32 protein-coding genes are annotated in these 22,269 nt (G+C 57.4%); 25 read left to right on the top strand and 7 right to left on the bottom strand.

The genetic code is table 11. The annotated features are described in order from the left end of the window. The first annotated feature begins 58 nt into the window (after positions 1-58). From OP495_RS11690 to OP495_RS11645, 10 genes are all read left to right on the top strand, one after another. Entirely contained in the window at positions 59-559 is a 501-nt protein-coding gene (locus OP495_RS11690; protein WP_280569412.1) for a phage tail protein, read from the top strand. Beyond that, a complete protein-coding gene (locus OP495_RS11685) occupies positions 549-1,007 on the top strand; it encodes a phage virion morphogenesis protein (protein ID WP_280569409.1) in 459 nt (152 codons plus the stop codon). The genes OP495_RS11690 and OP495_RS11685 overlap by 11 nt, the downstream gene beginning before the upstream one ends. Positions 1,008-1,068: 61 nt before the next feature. Continuing rightward, positions 1,069-1,587, top strand: a complete 519-nt coding sequence (locus tag OP495_RS11680; protein ID WP_280569406.1) for a phage baseplate assembly protein V — start codon at positions 1,069-1,071, stop codon at positions 1,585-1,587. 3 nt (positions 1,588-1,590) lie between these two features. Beyond that, on the top strand, positions 1,591-1,788 hold the full coding sequence (locus OP495_RS11675) for a hypothetical protein (RefSeq protein WP_280569403.1): 198 nt from the start codon (positions 1,591-1,593) through the stop codon (positions 1,786-1,788). A gap of 8 nt (positions 1,789-1,796) precedes the next feature. Next, the gene (locus tag OP495_RS11670) at positions 1,797-2,138 is read left to right on the top strand and encodes a GPW/gp25 family protein (protein WP_280569400.1); all 342 of its coding nucleotides are present in this window, start codon (positions 1,797-1,799) and stop codon (positions 2,136-2,138) included. Further along, the gene (locus OP495_RS11665) at positions 2,135-3,049 is read left to right on the top strand and encodes a baseplate J/gp47 family protein (protein WP_280569399.1); all 915 of its coding nucleotides are present in this window, start codon (positions 2,135-2,137) and stop codon (positions 3,047-3,049) included. Before OP495_RS11670 ends, OP495_RS11665 begins: the two co-directional genes overlap by 4 nt. Further along, the gene (locus OP495_RS11660; protein WP_280569397.1) at positions 3,042-3,671 is read left to right on the top strand and encodes a phage tail protein I; all 630 of its coding nucleotides are present in this window, start codon (positions 3,042-3,044) and stop codon (positions 3,669-3,671) included. The genes OP495_RS11665 and OP495_RS11660 overlap by 8 nt, the downstream gene beginning before the upstream one ends. A 15-nt stretch (positions 3,672-3,686) precedes the next feature. Further along, positions 3,687-5,000, top strand: coding sequence for a phage tail protein (locus OP495_RS11655; protein WP_280569395.1), 1,314 nt, complete (start codon positions 3,687-3,689; stop codon positions 4,998-5,000). A gap of 8 nt (positions 5,001-5,008) precedes the next feature. Then, the gene (locus OP495_RS11650; RefSeq protein ID WP_280569393.1) at positions 5,009-5,659 is read left to right on the top strand and encodes a DUF4376 domain-containing protein; all 651 of its coding nucleotides are present in this window, start codon (positions 5,009-5,011) and stop codon (positions 5,657-5,659) included. A gap of 642 nt (positions 5,660-6,301) precedes the next feature. Continuing rightward, the gene (locus tag OP495_RS11645) at positions 6,302-6,538 is read left to right on the top strand and encodes a hypothetical protein (protein ID WP_280569392.1); all 237 of its coding nucleotides are present in this window, start codon (positions 6,302-6,304) and stop codon (positions 6,536-6,538) included. Positions 6,539-6,698: 160 nt separating this feature from the next. Here OP495_RS11645 and OP495_RS11640 read toward each other — a convergent pair whose 3' ends face one another. After that, positions 6,699-7,493, bottom strand: a complete 795-nt coding sequence (locus tag OP495_RS11640) for a hypothetical protein (RefSeq protein ID WP_280569390.1) — start codon at positions 7,491-7,493, stop codon at positions 6,699-6,701. A 164-nt stretch (positions 7,494-7,657) separates the two neighbouring features. On the opposite strand from OP495_RS11640, the gene OP495_RS11635 reads away from it, so the two are divergent. From OP495_RS11635 to OP495_RS11595, 9 genes are all read left to right on the top strand, one after another. After that, positions 7,658-8,860: a phage tail sheath protein gene (locus OP495_RS11635; RefSeq protein WP_280569388.1), complete on the top strand. Its 1,203-nt coding sequence runs from the start codon at positions 7,658-7,660 to the stop codon at positions 8,858-8,860. A 23-nt stretch (positions 8,861-8,883) separates the two neighbouring features. Next, positions 8,884-9,396: a phage major tail tube protein gene (locus tag OP495_RS11630; protein WP_280569385.1), complete on the top strand. Its 513-nt coding sequence runs from the start codon at positions 8,884-8,886 to the stop codon at positions 9,394-9,396. 36 nt (positions 9,397-9,432) lie between these two features. After that, positions 9,433-9,741, top strand: a complete 309-nt coding sequence (locus OP495_RS11625; protein ID WP_280569383.1) for a phage tail assembly protein — start codon at positions 9,433-9,435, stop codon at positions 9,739-9,741. A gap of 26 nt (positions 9,742-9,767) precedes the next feature. Beyond that, entirely contained in the window at positions 9,768-9,911 is a 144-nt protein-coding gene (locus OP495_RS11620; RefSeq protein WP_280569382.1) for a GpE family phage tail protein, read from the top strand. Beyond that, positions 9,895-12,528: a phage tail tape measure protein gene (locus tag OP495_RS11615; protein ID WP_280569380.1), complete on the top strand. Its 2,634-nt coding sequence runs from the start codon at positions 9,895-9,897 to the stop codon at positions 12,526-12,528. The genes OP495_RS11620 and OP495_RS11615 overlap by 17 nt, the downstream gene beginning before the upstream one ends. Before the next feature lie 9 nt (positions 12,529-12,537). Next, entirely contained in the window at positions 12,538-12,981 is a 444-nt protein-coding gene (locus tag OP495_RS11610; RefSeq protein ID WP_280569379.1) for a phage tail protein, read from the top strand. Beyond that, positions 12,978-14,003 (top strand): contractile injection system protein, VgrG/Pvc8 family, encoded by a 1,026-nt coding sequence (locus tag OP495_RS11605; protein WP_280569378.1) that lies wholly within the window; start codon positions 12,978-12,980, stop codon positions 14,001-14,003. The genes OP495_RS11610 and OP495_RS11605 overlap by 4 nt, the downstream gene beginning before the upstream one ends. 298 nt (positions 14,004-14,301) lie before the next feature. Then, a complete protein-coding gene (locus tag OP495_RS11600) occupies positions 14,302-14,802 on the top strand; it encodes an ImmA/IrrE family metallo-endopeptidase (protein ID WP_280569376.1) in 501 nt (166 codons plus the stop codon). Between the two features lie 6 nt (positions 14,803-14,808). Then, complete coding sequence (locus OP495_RS11595) at positions 14,809-15,453, top strand: hypothetical protein (protein ID WP_280569375.1); 645 nt, start codon at positions 14,809-14,811, stop codon at positions 15,451-15,453. Between the two features lie 50 nt (positions 15,454-15,503). Here the strand turns inward: OP495_RS11595 and OP495_RS11590 are convergent, their stop codons facing one another. Both OP495_RS11590 and OP495_RS11585 read right to left on the bottom strand, forming a co-directional pair. Next, the gene (locus tag OP495_RS11590; protein WP_280569373.1) at positions 15,504-15,752 is read right to left on the bottom strand and encodes a hypothetical protein; all 249 of its coding nucleotides are present in this window, start codon (positions 15,750-15,752) and stop codon (positions 15,504-15,506) included. A 186-nt stretch (positions 15,753-15,938) separates the two neighbouring features. After that, positions 15,939-16,229, bottom strand: coding sequence for a S24 family peptidase (locus tag OP495_RS11585; RefSeq protein WP_280569371.1), 291 nt, complete (start codon positions 16,227-16,229; stop codon positions 15,939-15,941). A gap of 273 nt (positions 16,230-16,502) precedes the next feature. Between OP495_RS11585 and OP495_RS11580 the strand changes: the two genes are divergently transcribed. The 5 genes from OP495_RS11580 (at position 16,503) to OP495_RS11560 (ending at position 18,745) form a co-directional block, all read left to right on the top strand. Then, on the top strand, positions 16,503-16,685 hold the full coding sequence (locus OP495_RS11580) for a type II toxin-antitoxin system HicA family toxin (RefSeq protein ID WP_280569368.1): 183 nt from the start codon (positions 16,503-16,505) through the stop codon (positions 16,683-16,685). Positions 16,686-16,724: 39 nt separating this feature from the next. Beyond that, the gene (locus tag OP495_RS11575; protein ID WP_280569366.1) at positions 16,725-17,135 is read left to right on the top strand and encodes a type II toxin-antitoxin system HicB family antitoxin; all 411 of its coding nucleotides are present in this window, start codon (positions 16,725-16,727) and stop codon (positions 17,133-17,135) included. Between the two features lie 141 nt (positions 17,136-17,276). Then, entirely contained in the window at positions 17,277-17,450 is a 174-nt protein-coding gene (locus OP495_RS11570) for a hypothetical protein (protein WP_280569365.1), read from the top strand. Between the two features lie 108 nt (positions 17,451-17,558). Beyond that, positions 17,559-18,515 (top strand): hypothetical protein, encoded by a 957-nt coding sequence (locus tag OP495_RS11565; protein WP_280569363.1) that lies wholly within the window; start codon positions 17,559-17,561, stop codon positions 18,513-18,515. Further along, positions 18,506-18,745: a hypothetical protein gene (locus OP495_RS11560; RefSeq protein ID WP_280569361.1), complete on the top strand. Its 240-nt coding sequence runs from the start codon at positions 18,506-18,508 to the stop codon at positions 18,743-18,745. The genes OP495_RS11565 and OP495_RS11560 overlap by 10 nt, the downstream gene beginning before the upstream one ends. A 222-nt stretch (positions 18,746-18,967) precedes the next feature. Here the strand turns inward: OP495_RS11560 and OP495_RS11555 are convergent, their stop codons facing one another. From OP495_RS11555 to OP495_RS11540, 4 genes are all read right to left on the bottom strand, one after another. Continuing rightward, a complete protein-coding gene (locus OP495_RS11555) occupies positions 18,968-19,537 on the bottom strand; it encodes a hypothetical protein (protein ID WP_280569358.1) in 570 nt (189 codons plus the stop codon). Beyond that, complete coding sequence (locus OP495_RS11550; RefSeq protein WP_280569355.1) at positions 19,537-20,583, bottom strand: hypothetical protein; 1,047 nt, start codon at positions 20,581-20,583, stop codon at positions 19,537-19,539. The genes OP495_RS11555 and OP495_RS11550 overlap by 1 nt, the downstream gene beginning before the upstream one ends. A gap of 39 nt (positions 20,584-20,622) precedes the next feature. Beyond that, positions 20,623-20,937: a hypothetical protein gene (locus OP495_RS11545; RefSeq protein ID WP_280569352.1), complete on the bottom strand. Its 315-nt coding sequence runs from the start codon at positions 20,935-20,937 to the stop codon at positions 20,623-20,625. 102 nt (positions 20,938-21,039) lie between these two features. Further along, positions 21,040-21,732 (bottom strand): S24 family peptidase, encoded by a 693-nt coding sequence (locus OP495_RS11540; RefSeq protein ID WP_280569349.1) that lies wholly within the window; start codon positions 21,730-21,732, stop codon positions 21,040-21,042. Positions 21,733-21,864: 132 nt separating this feature from the next. Between OP495_RS11540 and OP495_RS11535 the strand changes: the two genes are divergently transcribed. Then, positions 21,865-22,071, top strand: coding sequence for a hypothetical protein (locus tag OP495_RS11535; protein ID WP_280569346.1), 207 nt, complete (start codon positions 21,865-21,867; stop codon positions 22,069-22,071). The last annotated feature ends 198 nt before the right edge of the window (positions 22,072-22,269 follow it).

Raw genomic sequence — 22,269 nt, 5'->3', positions numbered from 1 at the left:
GCTTGGGCGCAATGCGCGGCCGAGGTCGACGCCATCATCCAATGCCACGAGCACACCGATGAAAAAACTGCATCTGCTACGCACGCATCTGATTAACGCCGTGCCGGGGCTGGCCCGCGATCCCGATCGCCTACTGACATTCGTCGAGGATGGCAGCCTCGAATTTCGTCGCGGCCCCAACCTATCCCACGAATACCAGTTCGCCGCGCAGCTGGTGCTGACCGACTTCGGCGACGACCTCGACACCGTCATGGTGCCATTGCTGCAGTGGCTGGCCGAGTATCAGCCCGACGCCGACCCCGGCGAGGCGGTGACGTTCGAGGCCGAGATCCTCAGCAACCAAGCGGTAGATGTGGCACTGCGCGTGCGGCTCACCGAGCGCGTGATCGCCAAGGTCGATTGCGACAACGGTGCGATCCATGTCGACCATGTCTTGTCGCGGTTCGAGCGCGACGCCTGCCCCATCACGCATTGGCAGCTGCTACTGCGCGACGCCGAGGCCGACGACGACTACGCCCTGGTTGCCGAATGGGGCGAGGAACCCACCGATGACGGATGACCTGCAAGCCCTGGAAGACTGGGCCGCGCCCCTGCTCGCCCAACTCGAAGCCAAGGAACGCCGCCGCCTGGCGCGCGTCATCGCTCGCGACCTGCGCCGCAGCCAACGCCAGCGCATCCGCGCACAGACCAACCCCGACGGCACGCCCTACGCGCCTCGCAAGCCCCAGAAATGGCGCGCCCGCCAAGGCGGCATTCGCCGAAGCGCCATGTTCGACAAGCTCTCCACCGCGAAATGGATGAAAGCCACCGCGCACGGCGACACCGCCGTGGTCGCCTTTATGGGCAACGTCGCGCGCATCGCCCGCACCCACCAATACGGCCTGCGCGACCGCGTCGACCGCGACGGCCCCACCATCGACTACCCGCAGCGCGAGCTGCTCGGGTTTACCGACGCCGACCGCGCACTCATCATCAACTCACTGTTCCACCATCTAGACCCGGTGTAAGACGCCCGCACCACACCCGCTCCCGCTTCGCCAGTTGCCTCAGTCCCCGCACGATAGCGGCATGCACAACGTCGCCGAACTTCTCCGCCTGATTCATAACCTCATCCGCCTGGGCACCATCGCCGAAGTGGATCACGACGCCGCGCGTGTGCGCGTTAGCTCCGGCGACCTGCTGACGGATTGGCTGCCCTGGATCGAGGGCCGAGCGGGGACGACGCGCGACTGGAACCCGCCGACGAAAGGCGAGCAGGTCATCGTGTTCTCGCCCGGCGGCGATCCAGCGGCCGGCGTGGTGCTTACCGGCCTTTATCGCAACGCACACCCAGCGCCGTCCAGCGATGCCAACGTCATCGGTCGCTGGCTACCCGACGGCACTCATATCGAGTACGACCACGAAAACCATCGGCTCTCCATCGACTGCGTAGGCGATATCGCCGTCAAGGCCACCGGTACCGTCACCGTCGATGCCGAGTCGATCCACCACAACCAAGGCAATCCAGTCGTCACCACGGGCCACATCTGCCACTTCACCGGCAACCCGCACGGTGACGGCAGCAGCACAGTCACGGCGGGGAAATAAGCTATGGCGCTCAGCAAGTCTCAGCTCACAAGCCGCATCGTCAGCGAAATGCGCGCCCAAGGCGCGACCGCGACCGGGGAATACAGCTGGGTCAACCGAATGGCCGAAGCCATCGCCAATGCCGTGGTCGATGAAGTCCAATCCAACGCCGAGGTGCCGGTCACCGGCGGCTCGTCGTCCGGCACCTACGAGGTGAGATGATGACCGGCATGTCGCGCACCACCGGCCAGCGCCTCGACTCGCTCGAGCACCTTCGGCAGTCGATCACCGACATCCTTACCACGCCGCTGGGCTCGCGGGTGATGCGCCGCGACTACGGCTCGCTGCTGCCCGAACTCATCGACCAGCCGCTGAACGGTGCCACGGCCCTGCGCGCCTACTCGGCCACCGTCGTCGCCTTGATGAAGTGGGAACCGCGCGTCCGCGTGACGCAGATCACCCGCATCGTCTCCACCACACGCCCAGGGCGTTTCGACCTGCGCATCGCAGGGCGCCGCGTCGACACCGGTGATGACGTCGCCATCGACGTTCCCTTGGGGGCCGCCGCATGAGCTCGCCCATCGACCTTTCCCAGCTCCCATCACCCGTTGTTGTCGAGGAACTCGATTTCGAGACGATCCTCGCCGAGCGCCGCGCGCGTTTGCTCGAGCTGACACCCGATGACAAACGCGCGGACGTCGAAGCCACGCTCGATCTCGAATCCGAGCCGTTGACCAAATTGCTCGAGGAAAACGCCTACCGCGAGCTCACATGGCGGCAGCGCGTCAACGAAGCCGCGCGCGCCGTGATGCTGGCATACTCGAACGACGAGGATCTCGACCAGCTCGCCGCCAATTACAACGTCGAGCGCCTAATCGTCGACCAAGGCGACCCGGATGCCACGCCGCCGGTACCGCCCACCTACGAGGGAAACACCGAGCTGCGTATGCGCGCCCAACGCGCGTGGGAAGGGCTGAGCGTCGCTGGCCCCACCAAGGCCTACGAATTCCACGCACTAAGCGCCGATGGCCGCGTCGCCGATGCCAGCGCCAAAAGCCCGGAACCCTGCGACGCCCTGGTCACGATCCTCGCGCGCGACGGCAACGGCGAGGCCAGCCAGGACCTACTCGACATCGTCGACGCCGCGCTCTCAGCCGAGGACATCCGCCCCGTCGGCGACCGGCTCACGGTGCAAAGCGCCGATATCGTCGATTACGAAATCGACGCCGCGCTCGAACTTGAAGACGGCCCGGAGAAAGGCCCCATCCTCGAGGCGGCGGAAGATCGCCTCGCCGACTACAAAAGCGAGCAACGCCGCCTGGGCCGCAGCATCCGACGCAGTGCGATTTACGCGGTGTTGCACGTCGAAGGCGTGCGCAACGTCACGCTGAACCAGCCCGAAAGCGACGTCGTGCTCGACCGCACCCAGGCCGGCCACTGCATCGGCTCGACGGTCACAGCGGATGGGGGCGACGATGGCTAATCAACTGCTCCCCCCGAACGCCACGCCGCTCGAGCGCGCTGCCGCCGAGGCCCTGGCCGAGATCCAGCGCGTCCCGGTACCGCTGCGCCAACTCTGGAACCCGGACGACTGCCCCGCGCGGCTGCTGCCGTACCTCGCCTGGGCGTTCAGCGTAGATCGCTGGGACCCCACATGGAGCGACGCCGCCAAGCGCGAGGTGATCAAGAGCGCGTTTTACGTCCACCGACGCAAGGGCACGATCAGCGCACTACGCCGTGTCGTCGAGCCGCTGGGCTACCTACTGGAAGTCGAGGAATGGTGGCAGATGGAACCGCTCGGCGAGCCCGGCACCTTCGCGCTGCGCATCGGCGTGCTCGACACCGGCATCACCGATGCCATGTACACCGAGCTCACACGCCTCGTCGAAGACGCGAAGCCCCTCACGCGCCACATCGTCGGGCTCGACCTACTCGGCGAAACGCGCGGGCCGCTATACCTCGGCGCCGCCGTTTATGACGGCCACACCACCACGGTGTACCCCTACGCCGCGCCGGCGACCGAAACCACCGGCCCGATCTACATCGGCGGCGCGCTGCACGTCATCGACACCACCACCGTCTACCCGCAACCTGCGCAAACATAAGAGGAGCTGTCGCCCATGCCCCAGTTCTACACGCTGCCCACTGCCATCGGCGAGGCGAAGCTGGCCAACGCCATCGCCCTGGGCGGCACCATCGAGATCAGCGAACTTGCCATCGGCGACGGCGGCGGCAGCCTCCCCACGCCTGACAGCGATCGCGAATCGCTCGTCAACCAAGTCCGCCGCGCCGCGATCAACACCAGCGTCGTCGACGAGGACAACCCCAACTGGATCGTCGTCGAGCAAGTCTTGCCCCCGGACGTCGGCGGCTGGACCATTCGCGAGATCGGCCTATACGACGCCGATGGCGACATGATCGCTTATGGCAACTACCCGGAAACCTACAAGCCCGTGCTCTCGGAAGGCTCCGGCCGAACGCAGACGATCCGCTTTGTCATGCAGGTCTCCGACACCGCCGCGGTGACGCTCAAGGTCGACCCATCCGTGGTCCTCGCCACGCGCGAATACGTCGACGACGCCATCGACGAACACGCACAAAGCCGCAATCACCCCGACGCCACGACCAGCGCCAAGGGGATGATGCAGTTCGCGACGTTGCCAGAACATCTCGCTGGCGAGCGCGCCGACCGCGCGGCCAAGCCCTCCGGCGTTCAGGTAATGATCGATAAGGCGGTGGCCGCCGGGGCCTATCAATTCGCCGCCTACGACCCCGAGCGCACCTACTCAACAGGCGAAACGGTGCGCGGCAGCGACGGCGTGTTCTACGAATTCTACGACCGCGATGGCGATGAGACCGTCAAAGACGTCGATCCGACCAACTCCGACAACCGACCACACATCTGGATGGTCTGGGACGGCGTGCGCCCCGGCACGGTCATCGAATGGCGCTCCGAGACGCTACCCGAGGGCTATCTCGAAAACGACGGCTGGCAGTCTGCACCGCGCCAGGATTATCGCCGCATTTTCGCAGCGAATGGCACGACCCACGGCGAGGGGGATGGCTCAACAACGTTCGGCATGCCCAACGACAATGATGGCGATTTTAAGCGCGGCTGGAATGCGAGTATCGAGCGCGGGCTTAACGAGCACCAGAGCGATGCAGTGCAGGATCACGCACACGGATTGCCGACGAGTACGGGAAGTGGCGGTGAGTCTAAAGAACAAAGTATTGTTTCTATGTTCAGTGACTCGATGTTTAAAGATGGCCTTATCGAGGATTCGTCAGTGATAGGAGACAACCTTAATATTCAATCAAGTCAAGAACTTAGAACATACAGATTATCCAGTTTTGAATATGAAACGTGGGCACCGCGCACTAGCGACGAAACCCGTCCCCGGAACAACGCCGTCATCTGGCTCACTAAAATCTGAGGCTCACGATGCGCATCTACGATATTAATCCGACCGACCAGACCGCCATGAACCCCGCAGGCCGCGAAGCCCCTCTCGACCCCATGCGCGGCGACCCGCGCATCCCGGCAGGCGCAACCAGCATCGAGCCGCCCACGCCCGACGAGCACCAGGTCGCGCGCTACACGGGCGATGATTGGGAGCTAGTGCCGGACTATCGTGGCCATGTGTATTGGCAAGACGACGGCGAGCGCCACGAAATCACAGAGCTAGGCATCGAGCCACCCGATGGAGCACTCGACGAAGCGCCGCCCGAGCCCCTGGAAGACCTCGCCCAGCTCAAACGCCGCGCCATCGAAGCCGCACGCGACGCGGCCATAACCGCCGGTTTCGAGTACACATTCGGCGATGAGACCGACACAGTGCAGATGCGCCAGCGCGACCGCGAGAACATCACCGGCCTCGCTGTCAGCGCCCAGCGAAGCCCCGACGACACGTTCGAGTTCCGTGCGAAGTCGAACACGAAATACGAGCTGACGGCCGACGAAATGCTCGCCCTCAATGACGCCAAGCAGGCGCACATCAGCGAGCAATACCGGCATAGCTGGGAGCTAAAAGAGCAGCTCGATGCAGCGCTCGAGGCCGAGGATCGGGAGGGGATTGAAGCGGTGGAGTGGTGAGAGGGTAGCCCGCCGAAAGGCGGGCTCGATGTCACTTCGATAAGCATCTATTCAAGTCGACTGAGCTTACTTTTAACGTAAGGGTGAAATTCACCATGCTTCAATATCGACTTGCCGGTACTGGCCTTTACACTTTCGCCAATACCAACAAGTATATTCCGATTGCTTTGCGTCTGTCTTTTGTCAAACTTCTTTAATATGTAGTTAAGTTCATGTTCTTGTGAAAAATTCACGTAGTCGTGATCATTCATTATTAGAACCTCTGCGTTGTTATCCGTCATTTTTGTCAAGCATGGGATAAGATAGCTACCTTTCCCCTGTACAACATAGCAGAAAACGCAACTGGCCTGTTCCCCTCCATCAGGACTTCGCGCAAGGCACAACCCGCACGTGGGACCGAAAGGATACCTGGCGACGCCGTGCTTGAGACCAAGAACCGCAAAGCGGCAGCATGATAGCCTCCGTCTGCACAAAGTAAAAAATTCAACAGCCCGCGACTCGGGGGACATTAAGAACAGTAAAAAATGAACCTATAATGGCACACAGTTACCTCCCCCACACCTTGACAAAGCACTATTATAAACTGCAAAATCAGAAAAGGTTTACGAAACATAATACGCCCAAATCAAAAAAGGATAAACAATGCTTAAGCTCGTTAAAATAATAGTATTTCGCGGAGCCGAAACAGCATTAACACTGCAACAACTTCACGATGAAGTATGCGGAGTTGATAAAAAAATCTCTGTGCAAGTCATACAAAGCGATACCGAAACCGTCGATCCTGGTAATACAAAAAAATACCGGATCACTACTGAAGGAATAAGCAGCCACGATAAAAATGTAAAACAAATTTGCAATATTATTGACAATATATTATGACCTGAAATATTTAAAGATCACCACCCTCACTATTCCAAAGAAAATATTTCTCTGCTTGCCTGACCCTTTTTCAACCTCAGGCAAGCAAAAAACATTATAAATAAGCATTGCTTGGCTCTAGCTATATCCGCTCTCACACAAGAGACTCGTCAATCTAAAATTACAAAAGCGCTCTATATGAATTACCCCGCCTAAAATCCAGAAGATTATTTCTAGACCGACTCACAACCCAGTTTTCCTCAGACTTCACCATCTCTCTGTTAAGCCTTAAGATGTCTTCTGCGTTTTCAGTATAGTGGGGCTTGTGCTTAACCCCCTCTGGAAAGCCGCACAGTAAACGGTTATGTGCAATTGGAATTAAAAGAGAATTCGGCGCCGACATTGGGGCAACAAAGGAATCATCTGGAGCTATCACTAACTGCCAGCGCACGCTCTTCATACCTGACAATAGGTATCTGACATGCATCATCATTTGCACATGTGTGCGATCAATTCCACGGGAAACGGCTTTACTATTTACTTCAGGGATCGAAGTCATACCTTTTGACTCTAAAATCTCTAGCTCTGAATTTTTCAACTCATACCCAGCAACATTGCCATGCAGATCAAGGTCTGGAAGTTCATTCTTCATCAAATAGCTTTTTACATACCAAATAGCGTAGTATTCATTCGCTATGCGGTGACTTCTAAAAACATTCTCTTTCCTAGCCCTAACAACCTTTCTATGAAACTCATTCTCATAGCTGCTAGCAGCAATTTCAGCCGCATGACTCCATTTCCTAAACACTTTACTCCCACCCCAATCGAACCGTTTATCGCTGACCTCCCAACTAGGTAAGAAAGCCACCCAAACTCTTTTGTTTATCGCAAATTGACGGATCAAATATTGGGTAAATATATGCTGCTTGATTTTTATTTTAAGATCTATCCCGGACCTCAAGTGTGGATATACCATTTCTTTCCTCAGTAGGATCAGATTTAAAATTCTGACCACGAGTGTAGGTGTAAATACTACCTCTCACACCCTCCCCGACTAACACCCGGCCGCGCCACCCCGCACGATACCTGCGTGAATTCACGTCTTTTTTGAAGACTCGCTGAACCTGCGCAGGAGCCACCATGGCACTCGACCAATACCACCACGGGGTGCGCGTTACCGAGGTCAATGACGGTACCCGCACCATCCGTACCATTTCCACGGCGGTCGTCGGTGTGGTGTGTACCGCGTCGGACGCCGACGAAAAAACCTTTCCGCTCAACCGCCCGGCGCTGGTCACCAACGTCGATACCGCGATCGGCAAGGCTGGGACCCAGGGCACGCTGAAAAACACTCTCACCACGATCAGCCAGCAATCCAAGCCGGTCATCGTCGTGGTGCGCGTCGAGGAAGGCGTCGAAGACGAGGAAGCCACCGCCGACGAAAAAACCAGCGCCAATGTCATCGGCACCACCGACGAGACCGGCAAGCGTACCGGGCTGCAAGCGTTGCTCACCGCCAAGCAAAAGCTGGGCGTGACGCCGCGCATCATCGGTTGCCCGGATCTCGACACCCAGGAAGTCGCCACCGCCCTGGTCTCGGTGCTGCAGCAGCTGCGCGGCTTTGGCTACGTTCATGCCCACGGCTGCGAGACGATCACCGATGCCACCGCCTACCGCGACGAATTCGGCGCGCGGGAACTCATGGTGATCTGGCCCCAGTGGGAAGCGTTCGATACCGACGATGCCGAAACGACCACCATCAGCCCAGTCGCCGTCGCGCTCGGCCTGCGTGCCAAGCTCGACCAAGAAGTCGGCTGGCACAAGACGCTCTCGAACGTCGTGGTCAATGGCGTCACCGGCATCGATAAAGACGTGTTCTGGGATCTCCAATCGCCGAATACCGATGCCGGCATCCTCAACGCGGCGGACGTCACCACGCTCATCCAGCAAGGCGGCTACCGTTTCTGGGGCTCGCGCACCTGCGCCGGGCCGGAGTCGCTGTTCCCGTTCGAGAACTACACCCGCACCGCGCAGATTCTCGCCGACACCGTCGCCGAGGCGCACCTGTGGGGCGTCGACAAGCCGATGCACGCCTCCCTGGCCCGCGACATTATCGAAGGCGTCAACGCCAAGTTTCGCGAGCTCAAAAACCTGGGCCTGATCGTCGACGCCTCGGCCTGGCTGAACGAAACGCTCAACACGCAAGAGTCGCTCAAGGCCGGCAAGTTGCGCATCGACTACGACTACACGCCAGTGCCGCCGCTCGAAGATCTCGGGTTCCAACAGCGCATCACCGATTCATACCTGGCCGACTTCGCCGAGCGCGTCGCCGCCACCGCCTGAACTGACTAGATAGGGACCGATCAATGGCACTTCCCAAGAAGCTCAAGGATCTCAACATGTTCAGCAACGGTGACAGCTGGCAGGGCATTGTGCAGTCCGTCACCTTGCCGACGCTCACGCGCAAGATCGAGGAATGGCGCGGTGGCGGCATGGACGGTCCCGTCGGCATCGACATGGGCCAAGACGGCTTGCTGACCGCTCAATGGACCGTCGGCGGCCTGGTCGAGTCGATCTTCGACAACTTCGGCACCTCAACCATCGACGCCGACATGCTGCGTATGACCGGCAGCTACGAACGCGACGACGTCGACGACGCCTCAGCGGTCGAGGTCGTCATGCGCGGCCGTCACACCGAGATCGACATGGGCGATGCCCAGTCCGGCGAGAACACCGAGCACCAGGTCACCAGCACATTGAGCTACTACAAGCTCAGCATCGACGGCGCCCCGAAGGTCGAGATCGACCTCGTCGGCCAGGTCTTCAAGGTCAACGGCGAAGACCGCCTCGCCGGCCGTCGTCAGCGCCTGGGCCTATAAGCCAGCCACTTACTCATTGCATAGGAACATCACCCCATGACCAAAGCCCAAGTCGCCCAAGCCATCAGCACCAGCGTCGAGCTCGACACGCCCATCCAGCGCGGCGAGCAGATCATCGACAGCATCACCCTGCGCAAACCCAGCGCCGGCGAGCTGCGCGGCGTGAACCTCGCCGACGTGCTGCAGATGCAAACCGACGCGCTGATCAAGCTGATCCCGCGCCTCTCCTCGCCCTCGCTCACCGACAAGGAAGCGGGCCGCCTAGACCCCGCCGACCTGGTGCAATGCGGCAGTGAAATCGCCGGTTTTTTGCTCTCGAAGCGGGCCAAGGGCGAGGACGCGTAGATCTCCCCGCGAGTGTCGAGGATGCGATGGCCGACCTGGCCATCGTCTTCCACTGGACGCCCACCGACTGCGCGGCATTCACCCTGCGCGAACTGATGGAATGGCGCGAACGCGCGCGCAAGCGTAGCGGCGCTGACAGCACCGGAGCCGGCCATGGCGCGCGATCTTAAACTCCAGGTAGTCCTCGACGCGGTCGACAAGGCCACCGGCCCGCTCAAGAAGATTACCCAAGGCAGCAGCAAAACCGCCGACGCTCTCAAAGCCAGCAAAAATGAGCTGCGCAAGCTCGAACGCCAGCAACGCGACCTGGGCTCGTTTCGCAAGCTCAAGGAAGCCACCCGCGAGAATGGCGAGGCGCTGTCCGCCGCGCAGGAGCGACTGCGCAACATGCGCGGCGAGCTTAAGCGCACCGACGCGCCCACCGAGAAGTTCCAGCGCCAATTCAAGCAGGCCCACGACGAGGTCGAGCGCCTGAACGGCAAGCTCGGCGACCAGCGCCGCCGCCTGGGCGAGCTGCGGGGTAGCCTGCGCCAGGGCGGCGTCAGTACCGACAACCTCGGGCGCAGCGAGGACCGGCTCGCCGAGCAAATCCGCGAAGCCAATACCCAGTTCGATGCGCAAAAGCGCAAGATGGGGCAAGTCGCCGAGGCACAGCGCAAGGCCAAGCGCGCCAACGACCAATTCCATCGCGGCATCGGCCGCGCCAATGGCATGCGCGGCGCGGGCATGACCGGGCTGGCCACCGGTGGTGCCGCGCTCTACGGTGCCAGCCGCCTACTCGCCCCCGGCGTTGAGTACGGCCAGCAGATGAGCGCCGTGCAAGCCGTGGGGCGCTTCAACGCCGACGACGAGCGGTTCAAGGCACTGAAACAACAATCCCGCGATCTGGGCTCGAGCACCCAATTCAGCGCCGGTGAAGTCGGCTCCGGGCAAGAGTTTCTATTGCGCGCGGGGATGAGCGCCAAGGCCATCCAATCCTCGATGCAAGACGTACTCAGTCTCGCCGTCGCCAACAACACCGAACTCGGTCGCACCGCCGACATCGCCTCGAACATCGCCGGTACCTTCAAGATCGACCTCGAAAAAGAAGGCGCCATGGGCCACGTCGCCGACGTGCTCTCGGCCACGGCCAGCCGCGCCAATGTCGATCTGGAAAAGCTCGGCAACACGGTGAAGTACCTCGGCGGCGCCGAGGATCTGGATCTCACCCTCGAGCAGGCCAGCGCCATGGCCGGGCTACTCGGCAATATCGGCATTCAAGGCAGTCAAGCCGGGACCACGCTGCGCGGCATGATGAATCGCCTCACCGACCCCACGGCAGAAGCTGCCGGCGTTATCGACCGCCTCGGCGTGAAGGTGTCCAACGCCGACGGCGAAATGCGCGCCATGCCCGAGATACTGCGCGACATCAACGCCGCCACGAAGGATCTCGGCAACGCCGACCGCAAGCAGGCCCTGCAGCAGATCTTCGGCGCCGAAGCGGGCTCGGGCATGGCCGAACTGGTCAGCCAGATGAGCACCGGCAAGCTGGACGGGCTGATCGAAAAGCTCCGGGTGGCCAACGGCGAAAACGAGCGCATGGCCAGCACCATGAAGGACAACCTCGGCGGCGACCTCAAGAGCCTGCAGTCCGCGTGGGAAGAAGTTGGTATCTCGATCACCGACACCAATAACGGCCCGCTACGTGAGCTGATTCAGAACGTCACGGCAATAACTCGCGGCGTGGGCGACTGGATCAAGCAGAACCCGGAATTGGCTAGCAGCATCGCCAAAGCCGCCGCATGGCTCGCTGCCCTAGTCGCCGCAGGGGGCGCGCTTACTATCATGCTGGCGTCAATGCTCGGGCCGATCGTGACCGTGCGTTTTGGGCTGGCAATGCTCGGCATTCAGACCGGTGGCCTCGGCGGCAAGATCTACTCACTTACCAGCAAGATTCTCCCCGCGCTAGGCCGCGGCATCCTGATGATCGGCCGCACGCTCGCCGTCGCCGGCCGGCTGCTGCTAATGAATCCCATCGGCCTGGCCATCACCGCACTCGCCGGTGCGGCCTACCTGATCTACAAGAACTGGGAGCCCATCAGCCAGTTCTTCAAGGACCGCTGGGGCGACGTCAAAGCCGCCTTCAGCCAAGGCACCGGCGCCGTGCTGCAGTTGCTGCTCAACTGGAACCCCATCGGGCTGCTCTATCGCGGTATCACCGCCGCGCTTTCAAAGCTCGGCATCGAGATCCCCGACAAATTCAAAAGCCTCGGCGGCTTCATCGTCGATGGTCTGATCGGTGGGCTGACCGGCAAACTCGGCGAACTCAAAAATAAGGTTGTCGGCATGGCCAGCAACGTAAAGGGCTGGTTCGCCGATGTGCTCGACATCAACTCGCCCTCGCGCGTGTTCGCCCAGTTCGGCGGCTACACAGTGGACGGCCTTAACCAGGGCCTCGATGCCCAGCGCAACGAACCCGCACGGCGCATCGCGCAGATCGCCAAAAGCGTCACCCGCGCCGGCGCCGGCATGGCCCTGGGCGCCGCGACGTTGCCCACTGCCGCGTCGCCCGACATCGCCCAGCAAGAACCGATCCGCTTCGACACCCGACCACCGCTTGCCGCCGGCGGTGGACAGCAACGCGTCGACAACAGCGTCACCATCGGCGATATCAACGTCCAGCCTGCCCCCGGCATGGACGAACGACAGCTTGCCCAGTACGTCGCCCAGGAGGTGCAACGCGCCCTGGCCGACGCTCAGCGCGAGCAAGACGCCCGCCGCCGTTCATCCCTGCACGACATCGAATAGGAGATTGCCATGTTGATGGCCCTGGGCATGTTTGTTTTCGAGGTCGGCAGCGTGCCGTATCAGCAACTCAAGCGCGCCACCGAGTGGCGCCATGCCTCGCAATCCCGAGTCGGCGACCGGCCCGCGTATCAGTTCGTCGGGCCTGGCGCCGACACCATCACCCTGACCGGCACGCTACTGCCGGAATTCACCGGCGGCCGCGTCGATCTCGACGAGATCCGCGACATGGCTGACAAAGGCCAGGCGTGGCCGCTGGTCGAAGGCACCGGGCGGCAATACGGCCTGTGGGTGATCACCAAGGTCGACGAAACCTCGAGCGCGTTTTTCCGTGACGGCGCGGCAGCCAAGATCGACTTCACCCTCACGCTCGAGCACGTCGACGACCGACGCACCGACCTGATGGGCGACCTCACCATCTCTACCCTGGCGCGTCTCGACGGGGCCTACGCATGAACGACACCACCGCGCGGCGTTACCGGCGCCCCAGCTACCGCATCACCCTGGCCGGGCGCGACATTACGCCCAAGATCGACGGCCGCCTCGTCTCGCTCACCCTGCGTGAGCGACGCGGCATGGACGCCGACCAGCTCGACCTGACACTGACCGACCACGATGGCGCCCTCGCCCTACCGCCACGCGGCGCCGAGCTGCACGTGGCGTTCGGCTGGCAAGACGAAGGGCTCGTCGAAAAGGGCGTGTTCACGGTCGACGAAGTGCAGCACAGCGGCACCCCGGATCAACTCACCATTCGCGCACGCAGCGCCGACATGCGCGGCCACCTGCCGGGCAAGCGCACCCAAAGCTGGCACGACATTATCCTCGGCGATCTCGTCGACGCCCTGGCCAAGCGCCACGACCTCGATCCGGTCATCGGCGACACCCTGCGCGGCATCCGCATCGCCCATATCGACCAGACCGAAGAAAGCGACCTCAATTTCCTGACGCGCCTGGGCGAACGCTTCGACGCCATCGCCGCGATCAAATCACAGCGCATGCTCTTCACCCGCGCCGGCGAAGCATTGACCGCGAGTGGCCTGGCCATGCCCGCCGTGACCCTCACCCGCCGCGACGGCGACCGGCACCGCTACAGCGTCACCGATCGCGACGCCTATACCGGCGTCGTCGCCTACTGGAGCGATAAAGCAAACGCCGAACGCCAACGCGTCATCGCCGGCAGCGACGACGACTCCAAGGAACTCCGCCCCACCTACGCCAGCCAGGCCGACGCCCTGGACGCCGCCCAAGCCGAATGGCGGCGCGTGCAACGCGGCGAAGCCACATTCGACATCACCCTCGCCCAGGGACGCCCCGACATCCTCCCCGAATCGCCGCTCACGACCAGCGGCTACAAGCCCCAGATCGACGCCACGCCCTGGCTGGTGACCGAGGTAGAGCACTCGCTGGGCGATAGTGGATTCGGGACGCGGTTGCAGTGTGAAGTGAGTGGGGCCTCTACCGATCAAGGCACCGACTAGACGCGCTCATCACCAAAACCAGCTACGACCTCAGCGACACCGCCCTGACGAGTACGGTGGAAATTGAGGTGCGTGCACGCACGGCAACGTAGCGCCTGCTTACTCCAAGTGCTGCATAATTGACGGTCTACGCAAGGCGTCTATTGTTATGTATTGACACTTTTAGTGTTAAGGGTAATGATGCTGCACAGACAAACAGTAGATATCGCCACCCACAGGCTCGTGCTTGCTCGGGGGTGAAACACACCGCCGAGGCCCACGCTGAGGCGGTGTTCTGTTGAGTAGCGAGGTGTTAACGATGGCAAGATCAACAGCAGTGGAAAATGCTCGCAAGGCGCTGGATTTGGTCTGGGACCGTCAACTGCCTGTGGACCCATCCGTTATCGCCAACCGCCTACTGATCACGAAGGAAAAACTGCCTGTGCAAATGGTAGAGTCCTCAGAGGTAGGCATCAGCGGTAAGGCAAGGTTCAACAGAGCGGAGAACGTTTTCATCTGTGAATACAGTGCTAATGAAGTGAGCCATCGCCAACGTTTCACACAGGCTCATGAACTTGGGCATGTCATACTCGGCCATGTCAATGATGGTAGAGAGCCGAAGCGGGATACCAGTTTTGCGGTCCGAAGCCATGATCCTGACGAGGTCGATGCCAACGCTTTTGCCGCCGAGCTGCTGATGCCTGCGGACTACGTAAAGACGGCAGTGAAACGCGAACAGGATATTTCCAAGCTGGCCAGACTGTTCGATGTGTCCACTGCTGCGATGCGATTCCGCTTACAGAATCTGCGTATCCTATAAGCCTTTATGACGTTATGGCATAAGCTCCCTTGGACCTCTCGACAAGGCTCTGCCCCCAAGGCAGAGTCTGAGGGTACTGATGAGCCTTCTTCTGCTAATTTCTTCGAGGCAAAAGAACCGACAGGAGACGAAGAACAGGAGGAATCTTGGGTTAGTGAAGACTCTGCTGACGAAGACGCAGCTGCAACGCGATCACTTCAAAGCGAAAGCCAAGAAGAGCTAGGCCGAGACAAGCTTGCCAGGCATACCCAAGGAACACGTCAGGTTGAGACTGTCATCACACGCACTAAGCAAGCCTCGAAGCTGCTGCTGGTCCTCTCTATCATTGGCGCTGTCATCATCTTCATAATAGGCTTACTCTCCCTTCCCCAAGTTCGTGAAATTATCAACTTCATCCCTTTATTTAATTTATCAGAAACAATAGCCGACAGCACTCACTGGACAACTTACCTCCTTCTATTTATTCCCACGACGCTCATGGCAGCATTAAGCATTACTCTTTGGGTGACGGGGCTACGCTTTTCTGCTCAGATTTATGGAGGAGTGAGCAATGAGGAAGAAGATAGCAACGAAAACGCAAACAACAATGACGCAATGACAGAGTGCGTCAGGACACTCGGGGAAGTGGCCAAGCAATCGAATGGTGGATGAATAACTCCAGCGCAAAAGAGAGGAAACAAGGCCACTACCCAGAACACTTACTAAATATTATTAGGGCTGCCGAGAATATTCCTGCCTGCCCACTCGGTTACTTGTGAAACCATTACCCTATCGTCACTATCGACAAATTTACAAAAATGATCTCGAAGCCCAGCTGCATTGGTATTCACTCGTCTAAAGTACCATTGTGACTCTGTAACCCTAATAGCATTAAAACTTTTCAATTCATCATAGAGCGACTGATAACTCCGGTTTTTTACTAAGTCATAGGTCAAGCTATAGAGTGCCATGCTTCCCTCCATTTATTGATAGCCCATCATAGTTCATATCTGTAGATAGTAGTGACTTAACCTTATCCTGTCACGTCTCCTCGTGCCTGATGGACAACCACGCCTCGTAGATCCGACTGCCGTGCCCATAGCGACTCTCTCGGTCCCGCCACGGCGGGGGTTTTTATGCCTCACCAATCTCAGATCCTACATCACCGCCAACCGCCGTGCTTGGCTCACCACCACGCCTCGCAAATCCGATTGCCGCGCCCACAGCGACTCCCGCGGGCCGGCAGTCGGCATGAGCCGCAAACGGCCACCGATGCGATGGCCATGATAAAGCAACGTCTCGCCCTGCCAGTCCATCACCACCAGGTCGGCATGCTGCGCGGGACGCTGCTCATCCACCACCAACACATCGCCTTCGATAATCGGGCCCTCGATCCCGGCATCCTCGCTCACCTCCACCAGATAGCAATCCGGCGGAAACTGCGACACGTCATAACCCCGCATCGCCGGATGCGTGGCGCCCCGCCGTTTAACCAATGGCCCCAAGTAGTTCACCCGCATGATGTCCCTGCCGTTTTCGTGTGGTTTTCTTCTAGCTTAATACTGTATAAACAAACAGTTCAAGGCTAACGAGTGGCGAGGGAGACAGCAGTGCAGGACGAAAGGCGCCGGATTGATAACATACCCCCAGAGGCATCAATATTTGACGCTATATACCCCTAGAGGTATATTTTAGCCATCACAAACCGTAAGGGGCCGGAGGTGAAAAGCAGAGACCTGATCAGGGAGTTGGAAGCAGACGGCTGGTATCTCGATCGCGTCAGGGGCAGTCACCATGTTTTCAAGCACCCGAACAAGCCGGGCGCGGTGCCGATCCCCCACCCGAAGAAGGACCTACCCCTCGGCACCGTCAACAGCATCCGAAAACAGGCCGGGCTGAAATAGCCCGACGGTCTCGGCACCACCTCGAAGGGAGGAACTGCCATGCAATATCCTATCGCCATCGAATGGGGCGACGAGAACACCGCCACCGGTATCGTGTTCCCCGACATTCCCGGCGCCACTACCGCCGGCGACACCATCGAGCAGGCCTATGAAATGGCCGTCGAGGTCGCGCATATCCAGTTGGAAGAACTCGCCAACACCGGCCAACCGATTCCCAAGCCGCGCCACATCGCCGAACACCGTGACAATCCCGAGTTTGCCGGTTGGGGCTGGGGGCTGGTCGAGATCGACCTCACCCCCTACCTAGGCAAGGCCGAAAAGGTCAACGTCACCCTACCGGGGCGCCTGGTCAGCCAGATCGACGACTACGTCAGCATGCACGGCATCAAAAGCCGCTCCGCCTTTCTGGCCCGCGCCGCCCAGCACGAACTCGAACGCCGCGCCCAATAACGAAAGCGCCCCGGCATAAGGCCGGGGCTACAGGCATTGATAGTTCAAAGCAAGCGGCTTGTGAGAGTGGAGCTCCGCCGCCCTCAGCAAGATCTCGAGACAATCTATCGGCGTGGGTACCGGTTCATAAAGGCTGGCGTGATGCTACTTGACCTGGTGGACGCCAACCGCGAGCAACTCTCGCTGCTCGACACGACCGAACGGGATGCCCAGCGCGATTGCAATCACCGGCTAATGGCTGTCTTGGACGAGCTCACCGGGAAGATGGGCAAAAGCACTGTACGCCTGGGCGTGCCGCGAAAGAACGCCGCCTAACACCTCAGATGTCAACATAGAACACATTGCTTTACTACAAGATGGAATGAGATATTATCTGTCAAAGGTTGACTTAAAAAACTGCTCAACTCTAAGGACGAAAAACCAATGACCGAAATATGCAAAGAGACTTTCAATAAAGCAATTTATAATTCCCAATCTTCAGCACTAGCGAAATCATCCAGGCGATTATTTTTCACACACTGCAACCTCCCCATAGAAGAGCTAGGGCACTGGCATGCTGACTATTTCTTCTCAAGAGGCGGAAGCAGCACCCTAATCCGATTCAAAAACAGATTCTTCTTACTTACGGCCAAACACGTCTTGAAAAACAACAAAATTCTTGGTGAAGATGGAAGCACAAACTTTCAAAATGAGTCGCCATTATTAGCCGTTGCCAAGGCAGACAGAGGCTGGGAGGAACTCACTAGCTTTCTTTTCCCTGCTAAAATCTGGCACATAGGAGAATTGATAGACAACCAAAATTTTTTAATGAACACAAAAGACATAGTCTTGGTAGAACTACATTTGCCTTCTTATGACTATCTGCCCGATGCATTTATAAATCTTGACAATCCGGAAACAAAAAGAAACATAATAGTTTCAGATTTTTTCAATAACCAAATTCTTATATCATCAGGCTATCCTACAAAAACCAACGAATTCATTCACGAAAATATAGGTGATTTCACTCACAAAACCTACTTAAACAGAAAGATAATACCTGGCATTTGCGTGGTGGAAGATAACGAACCATACATCTCATTGGAGCGCACCGAAGGAGGCAACTACGAGCATGATGACATAAAGGGCATGAGTGGAGGGATTGTATTTAATGTACAACCAGAGACGGAACAGATCAACTGGTGTGGATTAATATTAACTGCGGGAAAAAATAAAATTAGATTCTGCCCTTCAAGACTAATACTTCCTGCGATAGAGAGATATGACCAAGCATCTAAAACAATTGTAGACCCGTCAGTTCACCTTGCCCCGTTATGCGATACGGAGCAAGCCACCGAGAGCTTGGGTGAACTTCTAGAAGAAATGTACAAATGTACTTAATATTTATTATTTATGAACAATTATTATCATTTTATCAAGCCGACATCGTCATTGATCGGCTTATTCACCCGCGTGATCACGGGCCTGTGGGTGATGCACTCGGCGGGCAGGTGATGATCGACGTGGCGGATTGTCTCGCCGTCGGGTCAGGTGGGGATCGAGACAAGGCTCTAGGCTATCAGCATTCAAGAACAACGGCGCGTCATTACTGGGATAGCGCACCGCAGTGATCCAGGAGCCCGGCCATGTTGTAGCGCGGCGTCAGCTCTCCAGGTTCCAGCGGCAGCCGCAGAGCTTGGGGTAAGGACGCCGTGTGGCAGCTACGCCGCGACCACCTCACGCAGCGGTATACGACGGAATGGGGGGAGTTGCCGACTGTGAAAGTAAGGTAGAATTTATAAAAGAAAACAATAATGTATATTATTATGACCACAAAAAAAGACAAAATCTTTTCAGTAGTGCACCCTTTCCGCCAAATAATACATGCCATGCAATGTTGAAACCAGAAGCTGGAACGATATAAACACAAAGAAAATAACGAAGGCCCATGCGGAAATCACATTCGCCTGAAGATTTCCATCAGAAGAGACAAACCCAACACTACCGGCGACCACACCCATTATGGCTATGACAAAACTCTCAACTGTCAAATACGAAAATAACAAACACAAAAATCTTCTTCTAGTAAGGGGCTGAGGTACCACTTGGTTACCTACCCAAGTATCCAATGAAGGTGGATGCTTTCCATCCATTGTCTTATCGATATCAACTCGATTAAAGGTGGCAATAGCAGCCAAAGCTGCTATGAAAAAACCCGGTAAATTCTGAACAAAACCGGAGAAGCCATTTATCATGTCAAAGGCAAACGACCAACCTGCCCCTATAAAGCTAGAACCCGCAATAGTACATATCGACAGCAACAGCGGAATAGACCAATCATATATATGCTTGTCCTCATGCTTTATTAGCACATAGGAGACTGGCCTCAAAAGCTGGTATACGATGTAGCGAGAGCTTTTCATTAGCTTCTTAGCCTCCACATCTCATTGCAAATTTTTCTATGCAACTCAGTATACGAGTCCATTGGGCGAAAATCTAGCTTAAAACCTTTCGAAAGAACATACGCATCACGATCATCTAAAGGGGAGTCATCAATAGAGAACTCTTTCGTATGCGATGTATCGGAGGCATCTCTAAAACTTACCTTTAAGCGATCCATATTAAAGCTTTTACCCTGCCTCATAAGCTGCTGAATATACTGCTTAGAGCCATCCGCCATAGGAGACTTATCCAGCTTTACTCGCCAAGACTCGAAATTTTCAGGAATTTCGTTATCCATACCGGCAATTTCAGGGCCATCAGAAATCAATTCTAGTCCGCTGACAGAGCCATTATCAATATCATTAAACAAAGTTTCACTTATATGGCCATTAAAAGAAACCTTGGGAACATGTTTAACAAGCTTCACATTACCCTTGGAATCTGTTTCCTTTAATGGGTGCTCAAAAGTGAACCCATCTGGGCGATCTCTAACGCAAGTCCGAAGTATTGAATTGAAGAACTGAATAACTTTGCTTAACGAAGCACCGCTTACTTTTTCAACAAGCACCAGAGGGCATGCATCGGCTTCACTAGGCTTTACAATTATCACATGTATCGAGCGTTCAGGACCTTCAGTATCTTTATACCTATGTTCATCACGCGCACCGGTTTCTATATCTCTTGATGTATGATGATTACCATCAGCCGTGGTCATGTTGACCAAAAAGTAATATGCTGCGTCATCCTCATCCAGATCTTGGATATGAAATTGGGCACGTTTACCATTAGCTACAAGTAATGCCTTGCCGCTTTCATACATGCTTTCAACCACAGAGTAAAAGCCTTCAATATCAAGGACAGATGGTATCTTTGCTGGCTTCCCCTTTTTATCTTTAAATTTACGCACGGTATCAAAGATCTGGAAGTCACAAAACAAAACACGCCGACCGTAAGTAAACATCAGAGTCTCACAAGCATTTGATTCAAAAAGGGCTTTTAAACATCCAGCAATGGCAGGCATTTTCATTGTCTATTGCCCGCTCTTGCGCCTCCATGGAGCCAGCATTCACTCCGTCAACGCTTCATTGACAGTCCACAAAACCATCGCCTGATCGCCAACATAGGCACGAACTTTCGTCGTTCCTGTCCAGCTACGATCTAAGACGCTGACCTCAATACCAGATCGCGGAACCAGGCACCCATTGTTGAGCAGATACTCAACGCCTTTATCATCGTCATCGGTGACCGCCGATAACAATTGATCCAACAACTCTTCCGACACGCATGCCGGCTGGCCATTACCCGCAAACTCACGAGCTTCAGCAGTACCAACGACAGCGGCTAAAAAACAAAACATGGCTACTTTAGATAATAATTTCATCGGGTTTTCCCTTACGTATCTGGCCCTCTCATGGGGCCTGTTGTGTTATCCGGGCAATGCCGGGTTCATGAAACCTGCGTCGGTCTTATGCCGACTCTGTCATCACGCAATCCGCCCAATCCTGACTTCACACCGCCCCAAGATCTTCACCTCGCGCATTTGCTGGGGTGGGATCATCTCAGGCTCGTAGTGCTCGTTATCGCTGATGAGATACAGCGCCCCACCGGCGAGGCGCTGCACGCGCTTGATGCGCCTTTCGCCACTGACCAGCAGCAAAAACACGCCTTCGCGCCGATAGTCGGTGTCGGCCTGATTGATCAGCACCCAATCGCCATCAGCGAGGGTTTCTTCCATCGAATCTCCACGCACCTTGATACCTGCGATGCGTTCGGGGCTTAGCCCCAGGGCGTTGAGCTGCGCCTCGGGAAAATAGAGCACCCCCTCGATGCGCTCGTCATCGAGCGAGCGGCCGTCGCCGGCGGCGCCTTCCACGTCATACATGTTGACCGCCACGGCCCCGGCCTCCGCTGTCGCGCTGCCCATACCCACCGGGGCGCCATCGCTCACGCGCTGGGCGCTGACGCCCGCCGCTGAATCGCGTCGACCTGTCAGTACATAGCTCACGTCCACACCCACGGAATCCAGTAGGGCCAGGTAGTCAGCTTTAGGCGAGCGCTGATCTGTTTCGTAAAGACGCTGAGTGTTTTTCGTTACCCCTGCCATGTCGCCCATCTGCGTCTGTGTGAAGCCTAGACGCTCGCGCTCATGGCGCAGGCGAGTCCCAATAGAACTCATATAGATCCCTAAGCCTTGACAGTCGATCCGTTTGAATCCATGCTTTGCTTCAAACGATTCCACAAAGCATCTAATGGCATCTTATGGATGCCTCCACAAAAGTCCTTAAAGCAATTAAGGAGAGAGTAAACCATGAGCAACGCCGAGACCATGCCGAGCCATGCCCTGGGCTACCGCTCGCCCAACGGCTGCAGCAAGCAGGTGATGACCCAGATCACCCCCGATGAGCAACACCAGCTCGACGAGATCGCAAAGCACGAGAACCGTTCTCGCTCGGCGATGGTGCGCCTTCTCATGCTGCGCGGCATTGAGCAGTACGACGCCGCCCGCGCTGAATAACCCATCACTCCTCCTGACCTGCTGCATAAGGAAAACCGTCATGTACCAGGACCCAAAACGCATCCGCTCCCGATATGGCGCAATCAACCTCGACGCCTATGAGGCCCGACTAATCGACGCGATGGTCGATTACACCGGCATCGAGCGCGCCACGTTGTTGCGCCAGCTCATCCTCAAGGAAGCCCTGGAGACACTGGG

This window comes from Chromohalobacter sp. 296-RDG (assembly GCF_029889885.1).
Taxonomy (GTDB): Bacteria; Pseudomonadota; Gammaproteobacteria; order Pseudomonadales; family Halomonadaceae; genus Chromohalobacter.
This window is presented reverse-complemented; position numbering and strand designations above follow the sequence as displayed.

What these genes read in the sequence shown, in the direction of transcription:
- OP495_RS11620 (WP_280569382.1), top strand. Translation starts at nt 9,768, where the DNA reads ATGGCCGACCTGGCCATCGTCTTCCACTGGACGCCCACCGACTGCGCG.
- OP495_RS11615 (WP_280569380.1), top strand. Translation starts at nt 9,895, where the DNA reads ATGGCGCGCGATCTTAAACTCCAGGTAGTCCTCGACGCGGTCGACAAG.
- OP495_RS11655 (WP_280569395.1), top strand. Translation starts at nt 3,687, where the DNA reads ATGCCCCAGTTCTACACGCTGCCCACTGCCATCGGCGAGGCGAAGCTG.
- OP495_RS11665 (WP_280569399.1), top strand. Translation starts at nt 2,135, where the DNA reads ATGAGCTCGCCCATCGACCTTTCCCAGCTCCCATCACCCGTTGTTGTC.
- OP495_RS11595 (WP_280569375.1), top strand. Translation starts at nt 14,809, where the DNA reads ATGACGTTATGGCATAAGCTCCCTTGGACCTCTCGACAAGGCTCTGCC.
- OP495_RS11575 (WP_280569366.1), top strand. Translation starts at nt 16,725, where the DNA reads ATGCAATATCCTATCGCCATCGAATGGGGCGACGAGAACACCGCCACC.
- OP495_RS11600 (WP_280569376.1), top strand. Translation starts at nt 14,302, where the DNA reads ATGGCAAGATCAACAGCAGTGGAAAATGCTCGCAAGGCGCTGGATTTG.
- OP495_RS11560 (WP_280569361.1), top strand. Translation starts at nt 18,506, where the DNA reads ATGTACTTAATATTTATTATTTATGAACAATTATTATCATTTTATCAA.
- OP495_RS11535 (WP_280569346.1), top strand. Translation starts at nt 21,865, where the DNA reads ATGAGCAACGCCGAGACCATGCCGAGCCATGCCCTGGGCTACCGCTCG.
- OP495_RS11550 (WP_280569355.1), bottom strand. Translation starts at nt 20,583, where the DNA reads ATGAAAATGCCTGCCATTGCTGGATGTTTAAAAGCCCTTTTTGAATCA.
- OP495_RS11645 (WP_280569392.1), top strand. Translation starts at nt 6,302, where the DNA reads ATGCTTAAGCTCGTTAAAATAATAGTATTTCGCGGAGCCGAAACAGCA.
- OP495_RS11610 (WP_280569379.1), top strand. Translation starts at nt 12,538, where the DNA reads ATGTTGATGGCCCTGGGCATGTTTGTTTTCGAGGTCGGCAGCGTGCCG.
- OP495_RS11630 (WP_280569385.1), top strand. Translation starts at nt 8,884, where the DNA reads ATGGCACTTCCCAAGAAGCTCAAGGATCTCAACATGTTCAGCAACGGT.
- OP495_RS11625 (WP_280569383.1), top strand. Translation starts at nt 9,433, where the DNA reads ATGACCAAAGCCCAAGTCGCCCAAGCCATCAGCACCAGCGTCGAGCTC.
- OP495_RS11635 (WP_280569388.1), top strand. Translation starts at nt 7,658, where the DNA reads ATGGCACTCGACCAATACCACCACGGGGTGCGCGTTACCGAGGTCAAT.
- OP495_RS11555 (WP_280569358.1), bottom strand. Translation starts at nt 19,537, where the DNA reads ATGAAAAGCTCTCGCTACATCGTATACCAGCTTTTGAGGCCAGTCTCC.
- OP495_RS11590 (WP_280569373.1), bottom strand. Translation starts at nt 15,752, where the DNA reads ATGGCACTCTATAGCTTGACCTATGACTTAGTAAAAAACCGGAGTTAT.
- OP495_RS11605 (WP_280569378.1), top strand. Translation starts at nt 12,978, where the DNA reads ATGAACGACACCACCGCGCGGCGTTACCGGCGCCCCAGCTACCGCATC.
- OP495_RS11565 (WP_280569363.1), top strand. Translation starts at nt 17,559, where the DNA reads ATGACCGAAATATGCAAAGAGACTTTCAATAAAGCAATTTATAATTCC.
- OP495_RS11660 (WP_280569397.1), top strand. Translation starts at nt 3,042, where the DNA reads ATGGCTAATCAACTGCTCCCCCCGAACGCCACGCCGCTCGAGCGCGCT.
- OP495_RS11540 (WP_280569349.1), bottom strand. Translation starts at nt 21,732, where the DNA reads ATGAGTTCTATTGGGACTCGCCTGCGCCATGAGCGCGAGCGTCTAGGC.
- OP495_RS11545 (WP_280569352.1), bottom strand. Translation starts at nt 20,937, where the DNA reads ATGAAATTATTATCTAAAGTAGCCATGTTTTGTTTTTTAGCCGCTGTC.
- OP495_RS11690 (WP_280569412.1), top strand. Translation starts at nt 59, where the DNA reads ATGAAAAAACTGCATCTGCTACGCACGCATCTGATTAACGCCGTGCCG.
- OP495_RS11640 (WP_280569390.1), bottom strand. Translation starts at nt 7,493, where the DNA reads ATGGTATATCCACACTTGAGGTCCGGGATAGATCTTAAAATAAAAATC.
- OP495_RS11680 (WP_280569406.1), top strand. Translation starts at nt 1,069, where the DNA reads ATGCACAACGTCGCCGAACTTCTCCGCCTGATTCATAACCTCATCCGC.
- OP495_RS11670 (WP_280569400.1), top strand. Translation starts at nt 1,797, where the DNA reads ATGTCGCGCACCACCGGCCAGCGCCTCGACTCGCTCGAGCACCTTCGG.
- OP495_RS11650 (WP_280569393.1), top strand. Translation starts at nt 5,009, where the DNA reads ATGCGCATCTACGATATTAATCCGACCGACCAGACCGCCATGAACCCC.
- OP495_RS11675 (WP_280569403.1), top strand. Translation starts at nt 1,591, where the DNA reads ATGGCGCTCAGCAAGTCTCAGCTCACAAGCCGCATCGTCAGCGAAATG.
- OP495_RS11685 (WP_280569409.1), top strand. Translation starts at nt 549, where the DNA reads ATGACGGATGACCTGCAAGCCCTGGAAGACTGGGCCGCGCCCCTGCTC.
- OP495_RS11570 (WP_280569365.1), top strand. Translation starts at nt 17,277, where the DNA reads ATGCTACTTGACCTGGTGGACGCCAACCGCGAGCAACTCTCGCTGCTC.